Origin of the sequence: Breznakibacter xylanolyticus, from assembly GCF_003254275.1 — a bacterium.
Taxonomy (GTDB): Bacteria; Bacteroidota; Bacteroidia; order Bacteroidales; family Marinilabiliaceae; genus Breznakibacter; species Breznakibacter xylanolyticus.
Genome location: NZ_QKZK01000009.1, coordinates 144,439 through 163,556, shown reverse-complemented (window position 1 = coordinate 163,556; position 19,118 = coordinate 144,439). Strand labels below are relative to the sequence as shown.

15 protein-coding genes and 1 pseudogene are annotated in these 19,118 nt (G+C 47.5%); 2 read left to right on the top strand and 14 right to left on the bottom strand.

Annotated elements, in window-relative coordinates; genetic code table 11:
• A pseudogene (locus LX69_RS07495) lies at nucleotides 1-279 on the top strand (IS1634 family transposase); the annotation flags it as partial.
• Between the two features lie 202 nt (nucleotides 280-481).
• On the opposite strand, the gene LX69_RS07490 reads toward LX69_RS07495, so the two are convergent.
• From LX69_RS07490 to LX69_RS07425, 14 genes are all read right to left on the bottom strand, one after another.
• Nucleotides 482-1,876, bottom strand: coding sequence for a citrate synthase (locus tag LX69_RS07490; RefSeq protein ID WP_245934967.1), 1,395 nt, complete (start codon nucleotides 1,874-1,876; stop codon nucleotides 482-484).
• A complete protein-coding gene (argH, locus tag LX69_RS07485) occupies nucleotides 1,876-3,207 on the bottom strand; it encodes an argininosuccinate lyase (RefSeq protein ID WP_111445193.1) in 1,332 nt (443 codons plus the stop codon). Before argH ends, LX69_RS07490 begins: the two co-directional genes overlap by 1 nt.
• A 301-nt stretch (nucleotides 3,208-3,508) precedes the next feature.
• On the bottom strand, nucleotides 3,509-4,582 hold the full coding sequence (locus tag LX69_RS07480; protein WP_111445192.1) for a M20 family metallo-hydrolase: 1,074 nt from the start codon (nucleotides 4,580-4,582) through the stop codon (nucleotides 3,509-3,511).
• A 195-nt stretch (nucleotides 4,583-4,777) separates the two neighbouring features.
• A complete protein-coding gene (gene argB, locus LX69_RS07475) occupies nucleotides 4,778-5,554 on the bottom strand; it encodes an acetylglutamate kinase (RefSeq protein WP_170124284.1) in 777 nt (258 codons plus the stop codon).
• A gap of 285 nt (nucleotides 5,555-5,839) precedes the next feature.
• On the bottom strand, nucleotides 5,840-6,787 hold the full coding sequence (locus tag LX69_RS07470; protein ID WP_111445190.1) for an N-acetylornithine carbamoyltransferase: 948 nt from the start codon (nucleotides 6,785-6,787) through the stop codon (nucleotides 5,840-5,842).
• A gap of 50 nt (nucleotides 6,788-6,837) precedes the next feature.
• Nucleotides 6,838-8,088 carry a glutamate-5-semialdehyde dehydrogenase gene (locus LX69_RS07465; RefSeq protein ID WP_111445189.1) on the bottom strand — a complete coding sequence of 417 codons (1,251 nt, stop codon included), beginning with the start codon at nucleotides 8,086-8,088 and terminating at the stop codon, nucleotides 6,838-6,840.
• A 119-nt stretch (nucleotides 8,089-8,207) separates the two neighbouring features.
• The gene (proB, locus tag LX69_RS07460; protein ID WP_245934966.1) at nucleotides 8,208-9,290 is read right to left on the bottom strand and encodes a glutamate 5-kinase; all 1,083 of its coding nucleotides are present in this window, start codon (nucleotides 9,288-9,290) and stop codon (nucleotides 8,208-8,210) included.
• An 8-nt stretch (nucleotides 9,291-9,298) separates the two neighbouring features.
• A complete protein-coding gene (gene proC, locus LX69_RS07455; protein WP_111445212.1) occupies nucleotides 9,299-10,099 on the bottom strand; it encodes a pyrroline-5-carboxylate reductase in 801 nt (266 codons plus the stop codon).
• A gap of 83 nt (nucleotides 10,100-10,182) precedes the next feature.
• On the bottom strand, nucleotides 10,183-10,770 hold the full coding sequence (locus LX69_RS07450) for an NUMOD4 domain-containing protein (RefSeq protein WP_111445187.1): 588 nt from the start codon (nucleotides 10,768-10,770) through the stop codon (nucleotides 10,183-10,185).
• A 16-nt stretch (nucleotides 10,771-10,786) separates the two neighbouring features.
• The gene (locus tag LX69_RS07445) at nucleotides 10,787-11,917 is read right to left on the bottom strand and encodes an aspartate aminotransferase family protein (RefSeq protein WP_111445186.1); all 1,131 of its coding nucleotides are present in this window, start codon (nucleotides 11,915-11,917) and stop codon (nucleotides 10,787-10,789) included.
• Nucleotides 11,918-11,953: 36 nt separating this feature from the next.
• Entirely contained in the window at nucleotides 11,954-12,916 is a 963-nt protein-coding gene (gene argC / locus LX69_RS07440) for an N-acetyl-gamma-glutamyl-phosphate reductase (protein WP_111445185.1), read from the bottom strand.
• 86 nt (nucleotides 12,917-13,002) lie between these two features.
• Complete coding sequence (locus LX69_RS07435) at nucleotides 13,003-14,208, bottom strand: argininosuccinate synthase (RefSeq protein ID WP_111445184.1); 1,206 nt, start codon at nucleotides 14,206-14,208, stop codon at nucleotides 13,003-13,005.
• 207 nt (nucleotides 14,209-14,415) lie between these two features.
• On the bottom strand, nucleotides 14,416-15,024 hold the full coding sequence (locus LX69_RS07430) for a GNAT family N-acetyltransferase (protein ID WP_245934965.1): 609 nt from the start codon (nucleotides 15,022-15,024) through the stop codon (nucleotides 14,416-14,418).
• Nucleotides 15,025-15,121: 97 nt separating this feature from the next.
• Complete coding sequence (locus LX69_RS07425; RefSeq protein WP_245934964.1) at nucleotides 15,122-15,646, bottom strand: arginine repressor; 525 nt, start codon at nucleotides 15,644-15,646, stop codon at nucleotides 15,122-15,124.
• Nucleotides 15,647-15,812: 166 nt separating this feature from the next.
• On the opposite strand from LX69_RS07425, the gene carB reads away from it, so the two are divergent.
• Nucleotides 15,813-19,034 carry a carbamoyl-phosphate synthase (glutamine-hydrolyzing) large subunit gene (gene carB, locus LX69_RS07420; RefSeq protein ID WP_111445182.1) on the top strand — a complete coding sequence of 1,074 codons (3,222 nt, stop codon included), beginning with the start codon at nucleotides 15,813-15,815 and terminating at the stop codon, nucleotides 19,032-19,034.
• The last annotated feature ends 84 nt before the right edge of the window (nucleotides 19,035-19,118 follow it).

Below are 19,118 nucleotides of genomic sequence, written 5' to 3'. Positions count from 1 at the left end.
ACGATCCGACATCAACTAAAGCCACATGGCATCAATAGCGGTTGGCGTGAGATCGTTCGTACCATGAACACCCAAAAAGCGGTGACCACATTGGCGCAAAATCAGCAGGATCAAGTAATCATGATTCGTCGATGCTCTGAGCCAAACCAAAATGTCCGCAAGCTTTACGATGCCCTAAAATACAAATACGCTCCCTTTACAAAGCGAAAATCTGTAGTACACAAATCGGAACTTGAAAATGAACAATTCATTGAAATACAGGCGATGGCTTTGGGATAGCTGCAAAGTGGGTTAAAAATCAATAACAATGTCGTTTAGTTCGTGACAATCGAATGACAAGAAGAATTTTAGACCGCAGACAGATAGATTTGACTGTGAAGACGAAGAAGACAGATCTAATTATCTTTCCTAATCTCATCATCTGTCTCATCGTCTTACATCTTCTTCTCTTAACTTAACGACATTGAAATCAATAATATGATTATCGATTCTCGATGGACAAATACGGAATGCGCTCGCACACGTTTTTGTAGGCAGGACGAATGATGCGCTTGCTCGAGAAAGTCACCTCCTCGATGCGATGGGCACACCAGCCGGCCACACGGGCAATGGCAAAGATGGGGGTGTAAATCTCCTCCGGAATCTCGAGGCACTGATACACAAACCCTGAATAAAAATCGACGTTGGCACTCACCACTTTGCCCACACCGCCTTTGTAACTGTAAAAGAGCTCGGGCGCCAAACGTTCCACAGCGTCGTAAAGTTTGAACTCCTCTTCGCGTCCCTTTTCGATGGCCAGCTCATGGGCTTTCTCTTTCAGGAGCACGGCACGCGGGTCGCTCTTGGTGTAGATGGCATGACCGATACCATAAATTTTACCGGTTTTATCGAAAGCCTCTTTGCGCAATATCTTGTTGAGGTAGTCGGCCACTTCCTGGTCGTCGCCCCAGTTTTTCACATTTTCTTTGATGTTTTCCATCATATCCACCACCTTCAGGTTGGCACCACCATGAAAGTCGCCCTTGAGCGACCCCAGTGCTGCCGCAATGGCCGCGTAGGTGTCGGTTTGCGCCGAGCTTACCAGGCGACAGGTGAAAGTGGAGTTGTTACCCCCGCCGTGTTCAGCATGGAGCACCAATGATAAATCGAGCAAATCGGCCTCAAGCTTAGAGTATTTGCTGCCCTTCATCATGTAAAGGAAGTTCTCGGCCAGGCTCAACTCGGGGTTGGGATGGCGAATGATGAGCGACTTATTTTGATACGAGTGTCGCATGCCATAATACGAATAGGCCACAAACACCGGAAACTTGGCGATGAGGCTAATCGATTGCATGATGAGATTCTCGGGCGAATAGTTTTCGGCCTCGTTGTCGGAAGCATACATACTCAGCACCGAGCGAGCCAGCATGTTCATGATGTTGCGTCCGCGAATGGAGAGAATCAGGTTTTTTGAGAAGAACGATGGCAACTCACGTTCGCGCGAAAGCAACGAAGTGAAATCGGTCAACTCGGAGCGGGTGGGCAACTTACCGGCGAGCAGCAAAAAGGCTGTCTCCTCAAAACCGTGACGATTTTCGTTTTGAAAGCCGTTGCAAAGATCCTTGATTTCGTAGCCGCGGTAATAGAGTTCCCCGTCTTTGGGCAACAACACCCCGTCGTCGGTTTTCTCGTAGCCCACCACATCGCCAATGCGAGTGAGCCCCACCAATACGCCGGAGAAATCGGCATTGCGCAATCCGCGCTTCACATTGAACTTGTCAAACAAGTTTTTATCGATATCACTGGCTGCGACGGCCGATTTGGCCAGGTAGTCAATAATTCTCATGTCGTCTCCCTCAAAAGTTGAATTGTTGTTGTAATCCCCAAACAGATCCATTATGACAATAATTTTAAAATGGCGTTATCTACTTTTTCAAAATCAAAACGATGGCTCAATCGCTCCATTTTTTGAGCTATCTGCGCGGTGCAGAGGTTCCCAATGCTTCCTTCGTGGGTATGGTTCACTTGCTTATCAGGGTTGAACATTCCTTGCTCAATGTCGCCCCCCACTTGCTTATAGGCGTCCCTGAAAGGAACTCCATTCAGCACCAGCTTGTTCACCTCTTCCACGCTGAAAAGATACAGATATTTGTCATCGTCGAGCAAATTTTCCATCACCTTGATGTTGTCGATGGCAAAAGTGGCCAGGTCGATGCAACTGATGAGCTCATCGAAAGCCGGGAGCAATATCTCCTTAATGATCTGCAGATCGCGAAAATAGCCCATGGGCAGGTTGGCGGTAATTTGACCGATTTCCTGCGGCAAAGCCTGAATGCGGTTGCACTTGGCCCGAATGAGTTCAAACACATCGGGGTTCTTCTTGTGCGGCATGATGCTCGACCCGGTGGTGAGTTCATCGGGCAACTTCAGAAAATTAAAATTTTGACTGGTGTACAGACAGCCATCCATGGCCATTTTGCCCACGGTGTATGCCACCGAAGCCAGGGCTGAAGCCACGTTTTTTTCGGTTTTGCCACGCCCCATCTGGGCATACACCACGTTATAATTCAAGTCAGCAAAACCAAGCAAATTGGTAGTCATTGTACGATCCAATGGGAATGACGAACCGTAACCGGCAGCAGCTCCCAGTGGGTTTTGATTGGTGATATTCCAGGCAGCCAACAACATCTCCATGTCGTCGGTAAGACTTTCGGCATAAGCACCAAACCACAGGCCAAACGACGAGGGCATGGCTATTTGCAAATGTGTGTAACCGGGCATCAGTTTGTTTTTGTGCGCCTCACTCTGCTTTTGCAACACGGCAAACAGGGCACCAACCGACTCCACCACCTCTTTGAGTTTATGACGGACAAAGAGCTTCACATCGAGCAACACCTGATCGTTGCGCGAGCGTCCGCTGTGTACTTTCTTTCCCATGTCGCCCAAGGCGCGGGTGAGCATCAGCTCCACCTGCGAGTGCACATCTTCAATGCCCTCTTCAATCACAAACGAACCATCTTGCGTGAGCGCGTAAATGCGCTTGAGCTCAGCCAAGAGTACAGGAAGCTCATCGGCCGCCAGCAAGCCCACTTTTTGCAGCATGGTGATGTGAGCCATGGTTCCCAACACGTCAAATGGTGCCAGGTACAAATCCATCTCGCGGTCTTTGCCCACCGTAAAGGCTTCTATACGATCGTTGACTTTTATGCCTTTATCCCAAAGTTTCATTCATTCTAAGTATTAAGATTTCAGTATCAAAACGCAAAAACGGAATTAGCCCCACAAACATCTAACACTGAACATATCATCAAATAATTATCAGCATGACATACAAAACTCATCATCGGATACGTTTGTCTGAAATCGTTTGAAAAAAATTTGCTCCCACCAGCCAACCAAAGAACGAATAACTGCTCCTCCGTCAACAGCTTAAAGCCCCGCAAATGTAGGTGATATGCGGCAAAATTCAAATGGGTTAACGCTTTTTAGGGTTTGGGAAGATAAAAAGATGGTTATCGACTCACGTCCCCTATTTTAACTCCAACCCGTTGAGCAATTGCCAGTAAATCTCAATGCCCTTTTCTATTTCCGAAATGAGGATGTACTCATCGGGGGTGTGCGAACGCGCCGAATCGCCCGGGCCTATCTTCAGAGTCGTGAATGGCATCAACCCCATGTCCGAAGAGGTCGGAGAGCCATAAGGCTTCAGCCCAAGGGTCAAGCCTCGTTTCACCACCGAATGACTCAGTGGGATGTTGGAACTATTGAGGCGAAACGAACGGGGTACCACTTCAAAGTCGACACTGTCGCGGGTTTTCTCGAACACTTCCACATTGGAATAACACTCATTAATGCGACAATCGACCACCATGTGGCATTTGTCGGGCACCACGTTGTGCTGGGTTCCGGCATTAATCATGGTCACGCTCATTTTCACGGGTCCTAACAAATCGGTGGCCTTGTCGAACGGATGATTACGAAACCACTCGATGGCCGCCAATGCCTTGTAAATGGCATTGACACCCTCATTACGAGCCGCATGCCCGGTTTGTCCGGCCACATAACAGTCGAGCACCAGCAAACCACGTTCAGCCACAGCCATATTCATACCTGTGGGTTCGCCAACAATGCCCAGATCGATAGTGCCCAACTCCTCCAAAATGGAACTGACACCATTGAGCCCCGACACTTCTTCTTCGGCCGTGATGGCCAACACCAGATTGTAGGCTTGCGGAACACTCCGGAGACGAAAAAATGTTTCGATGAGTGAGACCACCGAAGCACCGGCATCGTTACTCCCCAGGCCGGTAAGCTTATCGCCGTCAACAGCAGGCGTAAAAGGCTCGGCAGTCCAGTTGTTACCAGGCTTCACAGTGTCCAGGTGACTGTTGAGCAACAGCGTTGGCTTAGCTGCATCCCGCTCACTGCCCCACATCCACAAATTGTTACCCTTGCGGTTGGGACAAATGCCCCGTGAAACGAACCAGCCCTCAAGCATATCGGCCACCTCTTTTTCGTCACGGCTAAAGGACTGAATAGAAATCATCTGCTTTAACAAAGCGATGTACTGAGCCTCCGATGCTGCCATAGTATTTTTCTCCATCAAGGGATTAGGATTCAATGTCGTTATGTTAGTGCGATTCAAAAAGAGAAAAGATGATGATTAGACTAAAGACATATAGAATAAACTGAAGAGACGAAGAGAACGGAGCTAACTATCTTTCCTAATCTCATCATCTGTCTCATAGTCTTACGTCTTCTTCTCTTAACTTAACGACATTGAATTGGGATTAAAAAATTAAATCAATGCAGTGCCGCCTAAGTGACCACCTTTCATCCCCTCAATATTGGTGATGACCACCTTGCGTACACCGGCATCAATGGCTGCAAAACCGTTGTCGAGTTTGGGAATCATGCCTTCGACAATCACGCCATCGGCGGTGAGTTTTTGAAAAGCATTTTTATCGAGCATGGGGATCACCGACAATTCATCGTTTTGATCCATCATCACGCCCGGCTTCTCGAAGCAATACACCAGACTCACCTCAAAAACGGCAGCCAAAGCAGTTGCCAGCGCCGAAGCCATGGTGTCGGCATTGGTATTGAGCAACTGGCCGTTGCCGTCGTGGGTGATGGGCGCCACCACCGGAATCACGCCATCGGCAATGAGTTGGGCTATTTGTTGGGTTTGCACCGCGACCACATCCCCCACAAAACCGTAATCAACCTCACCACCGACCCGCTTTTTCGATCGAATCAAATCCATATCAGCGCCGGTGAGTCCCACGGCATTGCAACCGCGAGCTTGAAGCGATGCCACTATGGTTTTATTGACCAAACCTGCATATACCATGGTCACCACTTTGAGGGTTTCGGCATCGGTGACCCGACGACCTTTCACCATGGTGGTTTCAATGCCCAGGCGTTCCGATATTTTGGTAGCACTTCGGCCACCACCGTGAACCAACAATTTGAGTCCGGGCAACTGTACAAAATCGTTGAGCAATTCATTGAGCGATTCGGCCTCTTCGACCACTTTTCCGCCCACTTTGATGATGGTAAGTTGTTGCATCATGGATATGTTTTACAAGAAGTCATCTAAAATTCGACATGAAACGAAAAAGGAATTAAACGCAGAGACGCTAAGACGCGGAGGTGAATAATAAATATCACACCAACAATCGGGTGTATTCCTTAATATTTTTGGTGCGAACATAGACTCAGAAGATACCCCAGATTTATTCACACTATCAAAAAATTTAACATCCAAAAACTCAGCGACTCTGTGCCTTTGCGTTGAAAATTTCTAAATCGTCATTCGGGACAACCTCTCTACAAAAAATATGGACAATTAAATGGATTAAATCGACTCCAGCATCCGCTTAATGACCGTTTGAGCCGAGAAGACACGATTGGCAGCCTCCTGTATCACAATAGAATTAGGGCTTTCAATCACCCCATCGGTCACAATCATGTTACGACGCACAGGCAAGCAGTGCATGAATTTGGCATTGTTGGTCCAGGCCATGTGAGCCTCGTCAACAGTCCAACTGGTATCTTTGCTTAAAATCTGGCCATACTCGGTGTACGAAGCCCAGTTTTTGGCATAGATGAAATCGGCACCTTCAAAAGCCTTTTTTTGGTCATATTCAACGGTCACGCCCTCCATGAATTCGGGTGCCAGCTCATACCCCTTGGGATGCGTCACCACAAATTCCACATCGGCATTTTTCATCCACTCCACAAACGAGTTAGGAACGGCTTGCGGCAGCGCACGGGGGTGAGGCGCCCATGTCAGAACCACCTTGGGACGTGCTTTGGTCTTATGTTCTTCGATGGTAATTAAATCGGCAAACGACTGCAAAGGGTGGCGCGTGGCCGACTCAAGACTGATAACAGGCTTACCCGACAACTCAATGAACTGGTTGAGGATTTTCTCAGAATAGTCGTCCTCCTTATTCTCGAACTGAGCAAACGAACGCACCCCGATGATGTCGCAATACTGCCCAATGACAGGAACAGCCTCACGAATGTGCTCAGGCTTATCGCCATCCATCACCACCCCCAATTCCGACTCTAATTTCCAACCATCTTTGTTGATATCGAGCACCATCACATTCATGCCCAAATTCATGGCGGCCTTTTGCGTACTCAAACGCGTGCGAAGGCTCGAATTGAAAAATATCAAAACGATGGTTTTGTTTTTCCCAAGATGCTGATGAGCATAAGGATTCTGTTTCAACGACAACGCTTCTTTGACAGCAGCGTTCAAATCACCAATATCTTCGACTTTTAAAAAACGTTTCATGTAATACGTATCAAGATTTTAATTCATGTATCAAAACGACATTCATTGCCTTATGCTGGTCTCACCTGCCCGTTCCCCTTCACCAGCCACTTGTAACTGGTGAGTTCCCGCAATCCCATGGGGCCGCGGGCATGCAATTTTTGAGTGCTGATGCCGATTTCGGCACCCAATCCAAACTGAGCGCCGTCGGTGAAAGCAGTGGAAGCATTGGCATAAACAGCAGCCGCATCCACTTCGTTGAAGAAACGCTCAATGGCATGGGCATCTTCCGAAATGATGGCCTCGCTGTGCTTGGTGCTGTAACGGTAAATGTGCTCAAGCGCCTCATCGAGCGAATCGACGGTTTTGATGGACATGCGATAAGCCAGGAATTCTGTTCCGAAGGCGTCGGCACCGGCTTTCCGGAGCAGATCGGTTGGATAATGCCCGTCGAGCACGGCAAAGGAGGCATCATCAGCCAGCAATTCAACCTGTTTGTCGGCCATGAGTGATACCAGTTCAGCCAAATCGTTCAATCGCGAACGGTGAATAATCAGGCATTCCAATGCATTACAAACGCTCACGCGTCGTGTCTTGGCATTAAAAATGACTTTCTTGCCCAAAGCCACATCGCCTGTTGGGTCAAAAAAAGTATGCACCACTCCGGCACCGGTTTCAATCACCGGCACCCTCGACTGGTCGCGCACTGAGTTGATAAGTCCCTGTGAACCACGAGGAATGAGCACATCCACGTAGCCAACGGCATTCATCAACTCATCGGCCGCGTAACGATCGGGCGGTAACAGTTGCAATATTTCGGGGTTGATTTGATTCTTTTTCAGCACATCGTGAATGATGGCCACGATGGCCTGATTGGAATACCAGGCATCGCTCCCGCCCTTGAGCACACAAGCGTTGCCCGAACGGAAACACAATGCAAACACGTCGAAGGTGACGTTGGGACGAGCCTCGTAAATGACACCCACCACCCCCATGGCCACACGCACCTTATTTAGTTCCAATCCATTGGGCAGAATTCGCTGCTCCATACTTTCACCAATGGGGCAAGGCAAATTGGCCACATTACAAATGTCGGCAACGATGTCTTCGATGCGTTTTTCGCTCAACAGCAAACGATCGTATTTGGGATTGGCAGAATCCATTCGCTCCAAATCTTTTTGATTTTCAGACAGAATGGCAGCACAATTGGCAACGGCAGCATCGGCCAATTGCAACAACACGTTGCTCATGGTTTCGGGGCTGATTTTCACCAAATCACGCGAGGCTTCGCGAACCTTTTCAAATTGGGAAAGACACTTCATGGGACGAAATAAAGTATTAAGACACAAGTATCAAGACATAAAATTAATGGCACTTTGTTTCACTTCATGCAAAAAGATAATGCAGTTGATAAACAAAAAACTGAAATGTAATAAAGCACTTAATTTTTGGGGTAAAGGTACAAATAATCGTAATGAATGATCGGCTTATATTTCTTATCACCAAGGTGTTTATGCGCTTTATCAGCATCAAACTGAGCCCTGCCAATGCCGACGACCTCGCCATCAGGCGCCAGAATTCGAAGCAAATCTCCTTTTTTAAACTCACCATGGATGGCGGTCACCCCCGCCAGCAACAAGCTGGAGGCTTTGTGGCTGTGCAGTGCATCCACAGCCCCTTCGTTGATGGTCACTTCAGCCTTGGTGAAACCATCGGAATAAGCAATCCATTTTTTAATGGCATCGCGTTTTTCGCCGGGCAGAAAATGGGTATGCAACACGCTTTGCGGCTGATTGGCCAGCGTCTCCAAAATGCGGTCGCGACTACCGTTGGCAATGTGAACCGAGATACCCGACGACGCCGTCTTTTGCGCGATGCGACACTTGGTCAGCATTCCGCCACGGCCAAAATCCGACTTGGTGGTAGAGATGTACTGCGACATATCGTGCTCGGGATTTTCAATGCGTTCAATCACTTTGGCGTTGCCACTCTTGGGATCACCATCGTAAATGCCGTCCACATTGGTGAGGATAAACAGGGCATCGCAATCCATCATCGAAGCAATGAGTCCGGAAAGTTCATCGTTGTCGGTAAACATGAGCGCGGTCACCGACACAGCATCATTTTCGTTGATAATTGGAAGGATGTGATTATCGAGCAAAGCCGTGAGGCAGTTTTTCATATTCAGATAGTGCTCGCGCGTGCGAAAATCCTCCTTGGTGACCAAAACCTGAGCGATGGTCATGCCATGCTTCTCGAACAAGGCGGTGTAAAGATTGAGTAGCTTTACCTGCCCCACCGACGAGAGCACCTGACGAGCCGCCACAGTATCGGTCTTGGGAGGTAGTTTCACCATGCTCCGTCCCGAAGCCACAGCCCCGGAAGAGACGAGAATCACCTTTTTGCCTTCACGATGCAACTGCGCAATTTGATCAACCAAGTGGGCAATACGTTGCTCGTTGAGCATGCCGCCACCGGCAGCCAGCACATTCGACCCAATTTTTATAGTGATGGTTTGAAACACGGATAAGCTTATTTTGCGTTTTTAACTTTGTTGAATGCCGCCATCAATCCCTTAATAACCGACGACGTAAACCCTTTGTGTTCCATCTCGTTGAGTCCTTCGATGGTAATACCGCCGGGTGTGGTCACCCTATCAATTTCCGCTTCGGGATGATTACCGCTATGAGCAATGAGCTGAGCAGCCCCTTTGACGGTTTGTGTCACAATTTGTTGCGATAAAGCCGCGGTAAATCCCATCTGCACGCCGCCCTCCATTGAAGCACGAATGTAACGCATGGCATAGGCAATGCCACACGAAGCCAACACAGTAGCCGCAGCCATTTGCGCCTCGGGTATTAACAATGCGGTTCCCATTTGGTTAAACAAATCCATCACCAGAGCCTCGTGCTCTTTGGTGGCTTGAAATGATGATACAAAAGTCATGGATTCACCAATGGCAATGGCTGTGTTAGGCATCACGCAAAACACCGGAAGCACTTGGTTAAAATGGGCAGCAACCCTGGCCGATGTGATACCGGCAGCCAACGACACCACGATAGTACCCGGTGCCACATAAGGTGAAATTTCCTGAGCCACTTCGTCGATAAGATAGGGCTTCACGGCCAGCATCACCAATTGTGCGCCGGCGACAGCCTTGGGGTTATTGCTCTCGAACTCCACACCAAATTCCGACAGGTGCGAAATGGCGGAGAGGTTCCGACGAGTAATGGTTATATTGGAAGGAGAAACGCGATCGGCTGTGATTAAACCTTTGGCAATGGCACTCCCGAGGTTACCGCCACCGATGATGGCTATTTTGAGATTTTTCATGGTCATGGCTATTTAAAAATGCGAGTCGGGATTAACAATAAAACCCGCAGACAAATTTAGCATTTTCAGCCAATTACCGCAGGCTATTGTTTTTTGGGTTCCGTCTCAACAGTGATGTGTCCCCAATTTTCGCCCGACTTAATGCGATAGAGTTGCATCTCACTAATGCCAAATTGCTTAGCCAACATCTTCAGGCGCGTCTTACGATTGGGATCGTTCATCTTCATCTTCAATCGCATCACCTGCGTGGCCGTCAGCTTATGGCCCTGATCCGACAAGCGCCCTTTCTGCTTCTCGCGCGACTCTATCACCACCGGGTTTTCCTTTTGGTGAGCCAACATTTCGTGTTTGTCGGCCCACTTCAGGTTCTTATAAAAGTTATTTTTCTTATTGTAATCTAAATGAATCACATAAGTCTGATCGTCATTCTCCTTCGCAACAAAGAATTCGGCCACCAGCTTGTGCACGTAAAAGGTTTTCGATTTACCGTAAGGTCGCATGGGCAACGTAGAGTACCCCTGCAACACTCCACCTTTAATCAGATCCCCGTTTTCGATGCTATCGGAAAAACTGGCAATGCGTCCAAAATTGGAAACAGCATAACGCTTGCGCAAAGCACCTGCTTCAAATATCAATTCTTTCCACTCTTCATTCCAGAAAAATCGGATCATGACAATAAAAAATGTATTAGGAAGATTCAGAGACCTCACGCAGGGCAACCACAAACTCATCGGCCATCTGCTTGGTGAGGGTCAGGGGCGGCAATAACCTGATAACGTTAGTACCGGAGACACCCGTAAAAATACATTTTTTAAACAATAATTGCTTCCGGATATCTTGAATATTTTTTTCATAAGATAATCCAATCATCAACCCCAAGCCACGCACTTCCTTAATCGACTGATCCTGACGCAACAAATCCATCCAATAGTTCCCTACCTCATAAGCGTTAGCAATGAGATTTTCTTTTTCCATCACCTCTAAAACAGCCAAGGAGGCTGCACAAGCCAGGTAATTACCACCAAAAGTGGTTCCTAGCATACCGTGTTTGGCCTGAAAATGTGGCGCAATGAGCACGCCTCCCACCGGAAAACCGTTGGCAATGCCTTTGGCAACCGTCACCACATCGGGCTTAACATTGGTATACTGAAAGGCGAAAAACTTGCCGCTACGCCCGTAACCCGACTGAATCTCGTCGAGCACTAACACGGTTCCGTATTTTTTGCACAAATCGGCAACACCTTCCAAAAACGCACCATCGGGCACAATAATGCCCCCGATGCCCTGAATGCCTTCGATGATCACAGCCGCCACATCTTCCTTCTTTAACTCGTCGGCCAATCGGGTCAGATCGTTCAACGGCAAAATGGTCACCTGATGTCCTGCATTGACAGGTGCCACAATATTGGGATTGTCGGTAGCCGCTACAGCAGCCGATGTACGCCCGTGAAAACCTTTCTGAAACGAAATCACCCGACTGCGTCCGGTGTGGAAAGAAGCCAGCTTTAACGCATTCTCGTTAGCTTCGGCTCCCGAATTACACAAAAACAACGAATAATCATCCATTCCCGACATTTGCCCCAACTTGGCCGCAAATTCTTCCTGCATAGGGTTTTGCACAGAATTAGAATAAAATCCGATACGATTAAGCTGCTCAGTCAATCGATGAATGTAATGCGGATGGCTGTGCCCGATAGAAATCACAGCATGACCGCCATACAAATCGAGATATTTATTGCCGGCATCGTCCCACACATAACAGCCTTCGCCCTTGACGGGCGTTATATTGAAAAGCGGATAGACATCAAATAGTTTCACGGTAATTGAATTTTTAGGAGTTTGTGATCATCAACATTAAAAAGCAACCGGTTTCAAACGCAACCCTTCAGTTTCGTCAAAGCCGAACATCAGGTTCATGTTTTGAACCGCCTGCCCCGAAGCACCTTTTAAAAGATTATCAATCAAACTAATGACATGCAATTTATTGCCATGCTTCTCCACATACACCACGGCTTTATTGGTATTGACAACCTGTTTAAGGTCAGGATTTTTATCAACCACTACGGTAAAGAAATGCGATTGATAGAAATTTTTATACAACTCGCGCGCCTGCTCCTTGGTCAAATCACTTTCGAAATAAACCGATGCAATGATGCCGCGAGGAAAGTCGCCTCGAACAGGTACAAAATTGACGTACTCCGTAAAATCGGGCTGTAATTGACGAATGGTTTGCCCAATCTCGTTCAGATGCTGGTGAGAAAAAGCTTTGTAAACCGACATGTTATTGCTTCGCCAACTGAAATGCGTTGATGGGCTGGGTGCCTGTCCTGCTCCGGTTGAACCGGTGATGGCATGAATGTGCACCTCGCCCAATTGACCGGAAGCCGCCACCGGCAAAAAAGCCAACTGAATGGCGGTTGCAAAACAACCGGGATTGGCCACCCGCGAGGCATTTATAATCAGATCACGGTTTGTTTCAGGCAATCCGTACACAAAATCGTGAGAACCCGACATGCGGAAATCGGTACTCAAATCGACCACCTTCACTGTTGCCGGTACGTTATATTTGTTCATGAACTCAGCCGACTTGCCATGCCCCATGCACAGGAATATCACGTTCACGTTATCGAAAGAGGGCTCGGCACAAAACGTCAAATCGGTTTCGCCAACCAAATCGGTATGCACTTCGGCAACCGGATTCCCTGCATTGCTGGTGCTTTGCGCATAGGCAATGTTCACCCGCGGATGATTAATCAATATACGAATCAATTCACCGGCGGTGTAACCTGCGGCTCCTATAATTCCTGCTTGTATCATGGTGATTGAATTAGGATGGGAAATGTTTTAAAACAAGGGGAGACGCACAAATTGTGCGTCTCTATCATGTCCCTAAATCAAATTAATTATTCAATATCTAACTGCCCTTTGTTGACATGGTTGAAAATCTTCAACTGGTTGGCCAAAATGGTGGTGAACCCTTTCACATCGTCACCACTCCAGGCCTTGTTCACCTCGCCGTAATCGCCAAAACCCGACTTCATTAAATCGTGAGCTGACTCAATACCGCACACCTCAAAACGATAAGGGCGCAACTTCAGGAACACCTTACCTGTGACATTTTCCTGGCTGTGCTCCATAAACTTCTCGATGTCGCGCATCACCGGCTCCAGATATTGAGCTTCGTGCAGTAACATCCCGTACCAGTTGGCCAGCTGTTCCTTCCAATACATTTGCCATTTGGTGAGGGTGTGCTTTTCAAGGGTATGGTGCGCTTTCAGAATCATCAGCGGTGCAGCAGCCTCAAAACCCACGCGCCCTTTGATACCAATGATGGTATCGCCCACGTGCGTATCGCGACCGATGGCATAGCGATTTCCAATAGCCTCGATGGCCTGAATGGCTTCTACCGGATTGGCAAACACCTTTCCATTCACCGACTTAATTTCTCCCTTTACGAACTCAATGGTCATATCCTCTTCACCATCGGCCTGTAATTGGCTGGGATAAGCCGCATCGGGTAGCGACATGTGCGAAGTCAATGTCTCTTTCCCCCCCACACTGGTTCCCCAAAGACCTTTATTGATGGAATAAGCCATCTTAGTCCAATCGCGTTCAACACCTTGTTTTTTCAAATATTCAATTTCCTCATCACGCGAAAGGGTTAAGTCACGAATGGGGGTAATAATTTGAATCTCGGGCGCCAAAATCTGAAACGTCAGGTCAAAACGAACCTGGTCGTTACCGGCACCGGTACTACCATGCGCAATATATTTAGCACCAATCTCACGAGCATACTTGACGATGGCCAACGCTTGAAAAATACGTTCGGAACTCACCGAAAGCGGATAAGTATTATTTTTAAGAATGTTACCATAAATCATATAACGGATGCAGTTGCGATAATACACATCCGTTACATCAATGGTGGCATGCTTGGCAACCCCTAACTGATAAGCCTTTTCTTCAACGTTTTTCAGTTCTTCGGTTGAAAATCCGCCGGTATTGGCAATGGCCGAATACACTTCCAGGCCTTTCTCGATGGACAGATATTTCACACAAAAAGAGGTGTCTAATCCGCCACTGTAAGCTAAAACTACTTTTTCCTTCATGGTGATATGTTTCGAAATCGTTAATTACTAATAAAATGTCATTTAATTAATGATAACAGATTAAAAGAGAAGTAGATATCTATACGTCATACAGATAGATCAGACAGAGAAGACAGATCTAAAAATCTTTCCAAATCTCATCACCTGTCTCATCATTTCACTTCTTCTTCTCTTTATTAAAAGACATTGACTTACATAATCATAAAATTACTTGCGCAGTACAAACTGCTTAAATTTAAGCCATCGGCCAAAGACCGACATTTTCTTAGGTTCCTCAATCGTTTCGGCAGGCTTTTCTTTTTCCCACTTGGGATCGTAGAGCATACCGGTACACAGACAGTGCTTGCGATTGGTTCGCATCAAAATATCATAATTCACACAGCTTTGGCATCCTTTCCAAAAAGCCTCGTCATCGGTGAGTTCCGAAAAGGTCACGGGGCGATAACCCAGCTCCGAGTTAATTTTCATCACAGCCAAACCAGTGGTTAAACCAAAGATTTTTGCATCAGGAAACTTCTTGCGGCTCAGATCAAAAGCCATTTTTTTAATGCTCTTGGCCAAACCATGACCCCGATACTTTTCAACCACAATCAACCCCGAGTTGGCCACAAACTTGTCGTGTCCCCACGACTCGATGTAGCAGAAACCGGCAAACTCAGAGCCATCAAGCGCAATGATGGCCTTTCCCTCCTTCATCTTCATCGCCACATAATCGGGGGAACGCTTGGCAATACCGGTTCCGCGAATTTTGGCGGCATTGGCAATGGTTTCGAGAATAATATCCACATAAGGAAGATGTTCCTCGGTGGCAATCATTATTTTAAGGTTGACGCTCATTTTCGTAGAAATAGAAAATATTGAGATAATTAATAATGGTATCGGAATAATATTAAAATTCAATCAGAACAAACAATCACACCACCTTCGATCGAATGCCGGGCACAAACAACGACAACGCATTCACAACATCGGCCTTGGTAACCCCCTCACGAGAAATCAAAAGGATGGTATCGTCACCGGCAATGGTTCCCAAAATTTCGTACAATCCATGACTATCAATCACCGAAGCAATGCCATTGGCAAAGCCGGGTTTGGTTTTGATGACCGCCAAATTGCCCGAAAACTCCATCGATTCAATACCCGACACAGGAAACTCATCAACCGATAATTCTTCATTCACCTTAGAAGATGCCTCATGCAACGCATAAACATATCCAACCTGAGCATCAGGCACTTTAGCCACCTTCAAAAACTTCAAATCGCGCGACAACGTGGCCTGAGTAGTCACGTACCCACCCTTTTGAAGCAGAAACAGCAACTCCTCCTGGCTACTTACCTTTTGCGAGGAAATAATGTTTTTAATGGCCAACAACCTTTTTGACTTGATGTTCATGAGAAGGACTGTATATATATACAACGACGATGCAAAAATATTCATTTTTTGAATCCTCAAAATGTTTTTTCCAAAAAAGTTGTATTTTTGCCGTGATAAAAACGTGGGTAATCTGTTTAGAGACCACTTTTCCGCAGCTCAACCACCTATTATCAAAACAGTTACGCAAACATCCAACGAAAATTAAATACAATAAATACAGCCACAAGCGATGAAGAAAAACGTAAAGAAGGCCATTGTCCTGGGTTCGGGCGCGTTAAAAATTGGTGAGGCGGGAGAATTCGACTACTCGGGTTCACAGGCACTAAAAGCCCTCAAAGAAGAAGGCGTGTACACAGTGTTGATCAATCCCAACATTGCCACCATTCAAACATCGGAGAACATTGCCGATAAAATTTACTTCCTGCCTGTTACCCCATTTTTTGTTGAACAAGTCATCAAACGGGAACAGCCCGATGGTATTCTTCTTGCATTTGGGGGGCAAACCGCGTTGAACTGCGGGGTAAAGCTTTACGAAGGCGGCATCCTCGAAAAATACAACGTTGAAGTATTGGGCACACCGGTTCAATCGATCATCGACACCGAAGACCGCGAGATTTTCGCAAACAAACTGGCCGAAATTGACGTCAAAACGCCTCGAAGCTTTGCCGTTACATCCATTGAAGATGCCCTGAAAGCATCCGACAAAATCGGGTTCCCCATCATCGTGCGTGCCGCCTTTACGCTGGGTGGCATGGGTAGCGGATTCTGTTCGAACCGTGAAGAACTCATCATGCGTGCCGAAAATGCATTCTCGTATTCCAATCAAATTCTTGTTGAAGAATCACTTAAAGGCTGGAAAGAAGTGGAATACGAAGTGGTGCGTGATGCCTACAACAACTGCATCACAGTTTGTAACATGGAGAACTTCGACCCGCTCGGCATCCATACCGGCGAGAGTATCGTGGTGGCTCCCTCACAAACCCTTTCAAACTCCGAATATCACAAACTGCGCGAATTGGCCATCAAAATCATCCGTCACATTGGCGTGGTGGGCGAATGTAATGTGCAGTATGCATTGGATCCTTACTCCGAAGATTACCGCGTGATTGAGGTCAACGCCCGTTTATCACGCTCATCGGCTCTGGCATCAAAAGCAACCGGATACCCGCTGGCATTTGTGGCCGCCAAATTGGGTCTGGGTTACGGCCTGTTTGAACTGAAAAACTCCGTGACCAAAGTCACCTCCACCTTCTTTGAACCGGCATTGGACTACGTGGTTTGTAAAATCCCCCGTTGGGACTTGAACAAATTTACCGGCGTATCCAAACAAATCGGCTCAAGCATGAAAAGTGTGGGCGAAATCATGGCCATTGGCCGCACCTTTGAAGAAGCCATCCAAAAAGGCCTTCGCATGGTGGGACAAGGCGCACACGGTTTCGTGGCCAACCACCCGTTGAAAGACAAAGACATCAAAGAAGAACTCTCAGAACCAACTGACCAACGCGTATTTGCCATCTCAGATGCTATGCAGGCCGGCATGTCGGTTGAAGAAATTCACCAACTCACACGCATCGACCGCTGGTTCCTTGAGAAACTGAAAAATATCACCGACCTAAAATCACAACTGGCTGCTCACAACTCATTGGAAACGGTTCCAAACGAGATGCTGAAACAAGCCAAGATGATGGGTTACTCCGACTTCCAACTGGCTCGCCTGATTTTGAAAACTCCCGGCGAGGACATCGAAAACGGCCAGCTGAAAGTGCGCAAACACCGTATCGCGCAAGGGATCAAACCAGTGGTGAAACAAATTGACACCATGGCCGGCGAATTCCCTGCTAAAATCAACTACCTGTACGTCACCTACAACGGCAACGAGCAGGATGTGGAATTCCAACACGATAACAAATCGGTCATTGTACTAGGGTCAGGTGCCTACCGCATCGGCTCGAGTGTGGAATTCGACTGGTGTAGCGTGAATGCCCTCAACACGGTAAACGCATCGGGCTACCGCTCCATCATGATTAACTACAACCCCGAAACCGTCAGCACTGACTACGACGTGTGCAGCCGCCTCTACTTCGACGAGCTTACACTGGAACGCGTTCTCGACATCATCGACCTGGAGCAACCCAAAGGAGTGGTGGTTTCGATGGGAGGACAAATCCCCAACAACCTGGCCATGAAACTTCACCGCCAGAACGTGCCCATTTTGGGAACCTCACCCGTGGACATCGACCGCGCCGAAGACCGCCAAAAATTCTCATCCCTGCTCGACCAATTAAAAGTGGATCAGCCACGTTGGGCAAGCCTGACCACCATCGACGACATCTACAAATTTGTGGATGTGGTAGGATTCCCGGTGCTGGTGCGCCCTTCATACGTGCTCTCGGGTGCTGCCATGAACGTGGTAAGTAACCGCGAAGAGTTAGAACACTTCCTCAACCTGGCCACCAGTGTTTCGAAACAACACCCCGTGGTGGTTTCAGAATTCATTGAAGAAGCCAAAGAAATTGAAGTGGATGCCGTGGCCAAAGATGGTGAAGTGATTGCGTATGCCATTTCGGAACACATCGAGTTTGCCGGGGTTCACTCGGGCGATGCCACCATCGTATTCCCACCTCAAAAACTGTATGTCGAAACCATTCGCCGCGTGAAACGCATCACCCGCGAAATTGCCAAAGGGCTCAATATTTCGGGTCCTTTCAACATGCAGCTGCTGGCCAAGGACAACGACATCAAGGTAATTGAGTGTAACCTGCGTGCCTCACGAAGCTTCCCGTTTGTATCAAAGGTATTAAAAGTCAACCTGATAGACCTGGCCACCAAAGTGATGCTGGGCGAACCAGTGGAGAAACCCAACAAAAACCTCTTCGACCTGGATTGCGTGGGCATCAAAGCACCACAATTCTCGTTTGCCCGTCTGCAAAAGGCCGACCCGGTACTGGGTGTAGACATGGCTTCAACCGGAGAAGTGGGCTGTATTGCAGGCACCTACGACGAAGCAGTGCTTCAATCGATGCTTTCGGTGGGCTATCGCATCCCCAAGCAGAACATTCTGATTTCATCGGGTCCTGCCCGCTCAAAAGTAGAACTGCTCGAAAGCGCCCGATTGCTCAAACAAAAAGGATTCAACCTGTTTGCCACAGGAGGCACACATAAGTTCCTGACCGAAAACGGCATTGAAAACACCCTGCTGTACTGGCCCAACGAGGATAAACACCCCAACACGCTCGACTACATTCGGGATAAAAAACTCGATTTAGTGGTGAACATCCCCAAAAACCTGAGCCGCGAGGAGTTGAGCAATGGCTACACCATTCGCCGAAACGCGATTGACTTTAACATTCCGCTCATTACAAACGCACGACTGGCCAGTGCCTTCATCCACGCCTTCTGTAAAATGGGCATGGAAGACATTGCCATTAAGAGCTGGGAAGAATATAAATAACACTCGATGAGTGTGCAAAAAAAAAGCTGTCCGAAACCGGACAGCTTTTTTTTTGCCTCAAAACAGACAATAAAAACAAGTTCA